Here is a 7,251-nt window from a genome sequence, read left to right on the forward strand (position 1 = left end):
GCCATCAAAAACTTTCCCAGTCATCTTCGCTGTGCGTGGTGGCCGTCTCGCGCGGCTTTGGCGCCGCCTGGTACCCGCCTCTGCTTGCCCCCTTGCTGGGTGGTGGCGAGAGAGCGGCCGGCCTGTGCGCGGCGGCCTTGTTGCTCGTCCTCCCGGCGGGGAGGGCGAGATTGGTCGAGGCTTGGTCGCCGACATTGAAGAAGGCCACCGCCTCGGCGAGGTCGCGGGTTTGGTCTTCCAGCGAGGCGGAAGCGGTCGCGGTCTGCTCGACGAGGGCGGCATTCTGCTGCGTGACCTCGTCCATCTGGCTGATGGCCACGCTGACCTGATCGATCGCCATCGTTTGCTCGTTCGAGGCGCGGTTGACCTCGTCCATCAGCCCCGAGACCTTGGCGCTATGGATGACGATTTCGCTCATTGATGAGCCCACGGCCTCGACCAAGCTCCGTCCTTCCTTGACGACTTCGCCGTTGAGGGCGATCAGTTCCTGAATCTGTTTGGCCGCATCGGCGGAACGCTGCGCGAGGTTGCGCACTTCCTGGGCGACCACAGCGAATCCGCGGCCTTGCTCGCCGGCGCGGGCGGCCTCGACCGAGGCGTTCAGCGCCAGGATATTGGTCTGGAAGGCGATGCCATCGATGAGCGTGATGATGCCGCTGATCTTATCCGAGCTTTCGGTCAGTTCGTGCATCTTGCCCATGGCCTGCTGGGCCTTCTCGCCGCCCTTGCTGGCAGAGGCATTGGCTTGGCTGGCCAATTGGTTGGCCTGTGAGGTGTTTTCGGTGTTGTGTTTGACCGTGGAGGCGACCTCTTCCATGCTGCTCGCCGTTTCCTGCAGGCTGGAGGCCTGTTGCTCGGTGCGCTGGGAGAGATCGGTATTGCCGGTGGAGATCTGGTTGGCGGCGGTGCTGATCGATTCCACCGAGCCCTGGATATGGACGATGAGATCGCGCAGCTTGTCTTGGGTGTCGGCTAGGGCCAGCAGGGTTTGGCCCACCTCATCCTTGCCCGTGGTCTGAATCCGGTTGGTCAGGTTGCCCTTTGACATCTCGACGAAGACCCGCTTGGCTTCGGTCAGCGGACGGGTGATGCGCAGGATCAGCTGCCAGCCGAGCAGTGCTCCGAACACGGTCGCGATGATGACGGCGGCGATCATCAGGTTGCTCATGAAGGCCGTATCGGCGGCGGCGCTGCGGTAGCTTTCCAGAGCTGTCTGCTTCTCCAACTCGATCATCTCGACGAGGGTCTTGTTGATTGCCTGGTAGGCTGGGAGCCCTTCGATGAAGATGAGATGGTTGGTGCTGGAAAACTCGTCCTTGAGGGCCAGATCCATCGCCGGCTCCAAGGCGTTGTAGATCAGGCGCTGATACTCAGCGTTGAAACGCTCCGCCAAGGTTTGCGACTCAGGGTCGTCGATGGTCGCTTGGTATGGCTTCCAGAGGCTGTCCAGCTCGGCCTGGTTACCCTCGATAACGTCCATGTGCATGGAGGTGGGATGGGTATGCAGCGCGCCAACCGCCAGCCTTGGATCATGCTGCGAGGCCAGGAAGATCTCCATCATGATGTTGCGCAGCAGCGCATCGATGCGCGCCAGATCCTGCGAGCGCAGTAGATTGTCTTCGTAAATATCTTCAAGAGCGCTGTTTGTTGATTGCATGCCCTTCAGACCCAGGCCCCCGACGGCCAACAGCAGCACCAGCGTGATGCTAATCAACAGGATGAGGCGATGTTTGATCGTCAGGGTCATGGCGCAATCTTCTCTCTGGAACAGCCTTTTAAGGAGACATCGACCTAAAAGCCGCTCACTTGAGCGCGGTAAGCTGATGAGGATCAACCGCCACTGCTTTTCGGTCATGCATCCCGCGCAGTATATCATTATCCCGTGGCCGGCCTCCGGGAAGCGAAGCTGGGAAACGAGGAATTAAAGCACAAAACATGCCAACTATCGATGTCTTCATCGAGCTGTCCGCCGATACCTGCCAGGCCCACTATGAAGGGCGAGTCGAGCACGTGTATACATGGAGCCTGGATGGACGGCGCGTGGTGTTTCCGGCCACGGCCTTACGCCACGTGGTGACGCGTGACGGGGTGCATGGTATTTACCGGCTGAGTTTTTCTTCGGCAGGACAGTTTGAGAGGATAGAGCCTTTGCTCTGATGATTACCGAGACGGGAGCAAGACCAGCATGGGGACGCAATGACGGAACAAGACGCAACGACGGAACAGGAAGACGGCTACACCAGCGTGACGAAGCCGTCCGAGGTCGAGGCGCTGCTGAACGCGCTGAGCGAGCCGGGTGGGGCCTCGCTGGTGATGGAAGGCAGCGATGGTCAGGTACTGCCAGTTCTGGTCGCCGATCAGGCGTTTGGCGAGTATCTGCTGCTGGATATCAGCGCGATCCGGGAGGTGGCCAGCGGGCTCCAGCATGGGCAGCCCTTCCGGCTGCTGGGGCAGGCGCAGGGGGTGATGCTGCGCACGCCGGTGCTGACCCTCGGCGATTGCCAGAACAACAACGGTCGCCTGCAAGGCCGCTGCGAGTATCCCTATCAACTGGAGGTGCTGCAGCGGCGAGAATCCTTCCGCGCGCGGTTGCGATTGGGCATGGAAGTGGGCGCTATCCTCAGGCACGAGGCGGATGGAACCAGCTCGCAGGGGGATCTCAGGGATCTGTGCCTGGACGGGTGCCAGCTCGAGATGCCGGTCGCGAGCGCCAACATGCTGGCCTCATCGGCGTCGCTCGTGGTCGAGCTGCATTTCCCTAACGGCGCTCGCTTATCGGTCCAAGGCACCCCCAAGCATCATCGGGTCGACGTGGAACGCCAGGTCGTCACTGTGGGGTTTGAGTTCACGCGCTCCACTCTCGAGCAGGAGCGCCAGCTGTGGATGTTCGTGCGCGAGATCGAGCGCGAGTCGGCGCGTCAGTCGAGCGCTGGCAACGAGGGGATGCTGCGCTCGGTGCTGTTCCAGATCGATCCCAAGGCTCCCCCGGTGGTTGCGCGCCGTAATGCGCACGTCTATGCGACGGCGATGACCAAGCGCCTAGCGCGCGTGGCGGGCTATCTGGATGCCCAGTTGCTCGAGCTGCGCGATCATCCGCGCCTGCACTCGGCGCAACTCTCGCGCTATACCGACCGCTTGATGGCGCTCTACGATGAGGATCGCGAGGCGTTATTGTTCGCCACCCGCTGTCTCTTCCAAGAGGCCCGGCTGGTGCGGCATGGTCTCTCGGTGGCCGTGGCCCTGCTCGATCTGACCATCCGTAGCAAGATGCCGCGCGAGGCCTGCAAGGCGGTGGCCGCTTGCGCCATGGTCCATGATCTCGGCAAGGCCTTGCTGCCCGACGAGCTGCTGCAGGCGCCGCAGCTCGATGAGGAGCAGCGCGCCAAGCTGCATGGGCATGTCGCGCACCTCGAGCACGGCTTCGAGACCTGTCAATGGCTCCCGAGCAGCGTCGTCAGGAGCGTGTTCAAGGAGATCAACGAGCGGCTCGATGGCAGTGGTTATCCGGCGGGTTTGAGCGGCGATCAACTGGGCGAGCTGCCGCGGTTGGCGATGGTGGCGGATGTCGTCGATGCCATGCGCCGAGACCGGCCCGATCGACCGGCCTGGAAGATCGCCGAGATCTATCGCCACTTGCTCGATCATCCCGAACGTTTCGAGCAACGCTGGGTCAAGCGCTATATCAAGGCGTTCGGGCTGCTGCCGATCGGCTCCTTGGTGCGCTACGAATCCGGCCAGTTGGCCTGGGTGCAGGGGCTCGACGAGCAGGGACAACCGTCCCAGGTGCAACTGACCGATGCGATCAAGCCGCCGGACAGCTCACTGGGCGAGGTCCTGCGCGGCGAATCTCTGCTGCCGCTGGGCAAACCCGTTGAGGAGCTGCCGCTGTCGATCTGAGCCTTTGACGCCCATCACAGTTGCTCGCATTTACGCAGCGGCGCGCCTAAAGTCTAACGGGTGTCCGCCGATAATCTTGTTAAACCGGCAAAGCCATCACCCGCGTCAGCGACTGACCGGAGCCTCAGTCCCTCATTTGCCGGATTCCAAAAGCCACACCAGGAGGCATTAATGTCAACCATCACATCGCTCGGTATCGGTTCAGGACTCGATCTCAACGGCTTGCTCGACCAGTTGCGCGATGCCGAGCGTGGCAGGTTGCAGCCTCTGGTTCAGCAGAAGGAAGCTCAGGAGGCCAAGCTCTCGGCGTATGGCAGGCTACAAGGCGCCCTGTCGGCGTTCCAGTCGGCGTCCAACGCGCTCAACGGCAACTCGCTCTACGAGAGCGTCTCGAGCAATGTCACCGGCAGCAGTGTCACCTCGGCGGCCAGTTCCGATGCGGTGCCGGGTCGTTATGATGTGAATGTGACCAAGCTGGCCCGTTCGCAGAGCCTTGCTACTGATGGTTTTGCCGAGGGACATAACTTTTCCGCAGGTACTCTCAGCATTGAGGTAGGCGCGGGGACATTCGACGTGGCGGTGGGAGCTGGGGACAGCCTCGAGGATCTCCGCGACAGCATCAACGCCGCAGGGGGAGGGGTCACGGCTTCCATCATCAATGATGGGTCGGATAACCCCTTCCGCTTAGTGCTCACGACCGATGAAACCGGCGAAGATGCTGCGATCCAGTCCATTAGCTTTAGTGGCGGCGAAGCAAGGCTGAACTTCGATAAAGCAACTCCAGGCGATGGGTCGACGATGGATCAAGTGGTCGCGGCCCAAAATGCCGAGCTGACCGTCAACAACATCGTGATCACCAGCCAAACCAATCGGGTCGAGGAATCCATTCAGGGCGTGACCCTGGATCTCGCCGAGGAGGGCGAGTCGACCGTTGTGGTCGAGCGCAACAATCTTGGCGTGCGCGAGGCGGTTACCGAGTTTGTCGAGAGCTATAACAGCTTGCGCGGGACCATCGACGAGCTGACGAGCTTCAACGCGGAAACCGGCGAGGCCGGCGAGTTGCTCGGCGATAGGGCACTGCGCACCATCGAGTCACGCCTGCGCAGCACCCTAAGTGGCGGCGTGGCCGAAGGCGAGTTTCGCGCCCTCTCCGATATCGGTATCACGTTGCAGCGCGATGGCACCTTACAGCTCGATGGTGCGCGTCTTGACGACGTCATCGTCAACGATCGAGAGGCTCTGACCGAGTTCTTCGCCGGACAGTCCCAAGACGCTGGCATGGCCGGTGCGTTGGGTCAGACGCTGAGCCAAATGCTTGATAACCGTGGTCTGCTCGATAACGCCCGTAGCGGCGTTCAAAGCCGTATCACGAGTATTGATAATCGGACCGAGCGCATGGAGGTTTACATCGAGCGCACCATCTCACGTTACCGCTCGCAGTTCGCCCAGCTCGATTCCATGGTTGCGGAGATGAACCAGACCAGCTCCTATCTGACCCAACAGTTCGATAACCTGAACGCCATGCTTGGTCGTGATTAACCGTTCGACCAACTCTATCGAAATAGCGATGAATCACTGAGGAGAACGCTCAACATGACTGTGATGCGCGGAGCGGGAGCCTACGGGCGTGGTGCCGGGGCCTATGCCCGGATTGGCGTCGAAAGCAGCGTGATGTCGGCGAATCCTCATCAGCTGATCGTGCTGCTGTTCGATGGCGCGCAGGCCTCGATTCGCGCGGCTCGGATTCAAATGCAGGCTGGTAACACCGCCGCAAAGGGCCAGGCCATCTCCAAGGCCTTGGATATCGTCAACAACGGCTTGGCGGCCGCGCTCGACAGGGAGCGCGGTGGCGAGGTGGCCGAGCGCCTGGCCTCACTCTATGACTACATTGCCCGGCTATTGCTAGCAGCCAATCTGCACAATGACGAACAGAGCCTGAACGAGGCCGAGTCACTGCTTGATGAGGTCGCGACCGCCTGGCGTGAGATCGGCACCAACACCCCGGCAGCACCTGACTGAGCAGATTGAGAATGGCCTCTTCCCTCCCTCGCAAGACTCCAGCGTCCACGACGCCCTCTTATCAGCAGCAACTGCTGGATGCCTATGAAAATCTCCTTGCTTGCTCGGACAGAATGCTCAAGGCCGCTTGCGAATCCGATTGGGAGGCCCTGATCGACTTGGAAGGCACCTATCTGGCGCAGATCGAGACGCTGCGCCATCTCGATGACGCGCGGATGACGCTCGACGACGCCGGCAACGAGCGCAAAGCCGAACTGCTCGCGCAACTGCTCGAGCATGATCGAGAGATCCGCCAGCGCCTGAACGACCGGCGCCACGAACTCACCAGCATGATCCTCGGCTCGAAACACGAGTTGGCCTTGTCGCGCACCTATCGGTTCTATCAAGAGACCTCCGAGGCCGAGGTCATTGAGGCCACTCAGCGCTTCAAATCGTCGTGAGCGGCATCAACTCCCTCATCGATACCCTGATGCATCAAGTGTTGGGGAAACGGGTCGATACACCGCTACCCCGTGACCTCAACCCGCCCGTCAAGCCGATATCGGCGGCGGATGCGCCGTCGGCGGTCCGCAGCGATTCCCGTCTCGACGCGCGCGAGAACGCACCCATCAGGCAGATGGGTCGGGCTCCGCGCGAAGCATCGAACACGCACGCGAGGCAAGCGGGTGGCGAGAGACAACCGACGCCCTCGGCACAGGTCAATTTCACGCCCTCGGCGCGCTCCATCGCCGATCTCTTGCTGCGCTTTCAGGTTCCGACCTCGGCGGTGCGTTTGTCGCAGCCTTTGTTCCCGAGCAACGCCCAGCCAGCGCCGGCCCAGGTGGCTGAACAATTGCAGAGCACGGTGCGAGAGAGTGGGTTGTTCTACGAATCGCATCTCGCGCGCTGGTATCGAGGCGGATTCTCGCGGGAACAGCTTCAGCGTGAGCCACAGATGTGGCGTCCGTTAGCCTCGAACCAGGCAGCACGGCAAACAGCGCAAGCACCGACAGCGACGCCGCCGGGCCAAGCGGCCCAGGCCGGGCAACAGGCAGCGCCGCAGGGCCAAGCGGCTCAGGCTGGGCAACAGGCAGCGCAAGCACCGACAGCAGCGCCACCGGGCCAAGCGGCCCAGGCCGGGCAACAGGCGGCGCAAGCACCGACAGCAGCGCCGCAAGGTCAAGCCGCTCAAGCTGGTGGGCAGCAGCCAGCACCAGCATCAGCACCAGCAGCAACGCCACCAGGCCAAGCGACTCAGGCCGGGCAACAGACAGCACAAGCGCCGACAGCAACGCCGCAGGGTCAGGCGGCTCAAGCTGGTGGGCAGCAGCCAGCACAAGCACCGACAGCAACGCC

Annotated in this window: 7 protein-coding genes; 6 read left to right on the forward strand and 1 reads right to left on the reverse strand. The window is 61.9% G+C overall.

What is annotated here, in order from left to right; genetic code table 11:
- Positions 1 to 4 precede the first annotated feature (4 nt).
- A complete protein-coding gene (locus AC54T3_RS14500; RefSeq protein ID WP_496625847.1) occupies positions 5 to 1,747 on the reverse strand; it encodes a methyl-accepting chemotaxis protein in 1,743 nt (580 codons plus the stop codon).
- A 188-nt stretch (positions 1,748 to 1,935) separates the two neighbouring features.
- Between AC54T3_RS14500 and AC54T3_RS14505 the strand changes: the two genes are divergently transcribed.
- The 6 genes from AC54T3_RS14505 to AC54T3_RS14530 form a co-directional block, all read left to right on the forward strand.
- Complete coding sequence (locus AC54T3_RS14505) at positions 1,936 to 2,157, forward strand: DUF2835 family protein (protein WP_496625848.1); 222 nt, start codon at positions 1,936 to 1,938, stop codon at positions 2,155 to 2,157.
- Positions 2,158 to 2,196: 39 nt separating this feature from the next.
- Positions 2,197 to 3,897 carry an HD domain-containing phosphohydrolase gene (locus AC54T3_RS14510; protein WP_496625849.1) on the forward strand — a complete coding sequence of 567 codons (1,701 nt, stop codon included), beginning with the start codon at positions 2,197 to 2,199 and terminating at the stop codon, positions 3,895 to 3,897.
- Between the two features lie 60 nt (positions 3,898 to 3,957).
- Positions 3,958 to 5,436 carry a flagellar filament capping protein FliD gene (fliD, locus tag AC54T3_RS14515; protein WP_496625850.1) on the forward strand — a complete coding sequence of 493 codons (1,479 nt, stop codon included), beginning with the start codon at positions 3,958 to 3,960 and terminating at the stop codon, positions 5,434 to 5,436.
- A gap of 54 nt (positions 5,437 to 5,490) precedes the next feature.
- On the forward strand, positions 5,491 to 5,916 hold the full coding sequence (gene fliS, locus AC54T3_RS14520) for a flagellar export chaperone FliS (protein WP_496625851.1): 426 nt from the start codon (positions 5,491 to 5,493) through the stop codon (positions 5,914 to 5,916).
- An 11-nt stretch (positions 5,917 to 5,927) separates the two neighbouring features.
- Complete coding sequence (locus AC54T3_RS14525) at positions 5,928 to 6,356, forward strand: flagellar protein FliT (RefSeq protein WP_496625852.1); 429 nt, start codon at positions 5,928 to 5,930, stop codon at positions 6,354 to 6,356.
- A gap of 29 nt (positions 6,357 to 6,385) precedes the next feature.
- Positions 6,386 to 7,251 (forward strand): hypothetical protein (locus tag AC54T3_RS14530; protein ID WP_496625853.1); only part of this gene is annotated, 866 nt, incomplete at its 3' end.

This window comes from Halochromatium sp. NSM3 (genome assembly GCF_059621085.1).

Bases quoted from the DNA above. Each gene is read 5' to 3' on its own strand.
- AC54T3_RS14500 (WP_496625847.1), bottom strand. From the start codon at position 1,747: ATGACCCTGACGATCAAACATCGCCTCATCCTGTTGATTAGCATCACG.
- AC54T3_RS14505 (WP_496625848.1), top strand. From the start codon at position 1,936: ATGCCAACTATCGATGTCTTCATCGAGCTGTCCGCCGATACCTGCCAG.
- AC54T3_RS14510 (WP_496625849.1), top strand. From the start codon at position 2,197: ATGACGGAACAAGACGCAACGACGGAACAGGAAGACGGCTACACCAGC.
- fliS (WP_496625851.1), top strand. From the start codon at position 5,491: ATGACTGTGATGCGCGGAGCGGGAGCCTACGGGCGTGGTGCCGGGGCC.
- AC54T3_RS14525 (WP_496625852.1), top strand. From the start codon at position 5,928: ATGGCCTCTTCCCTCCCTCGCAAGACTCCAGCGTCCACGACGCCCTCT.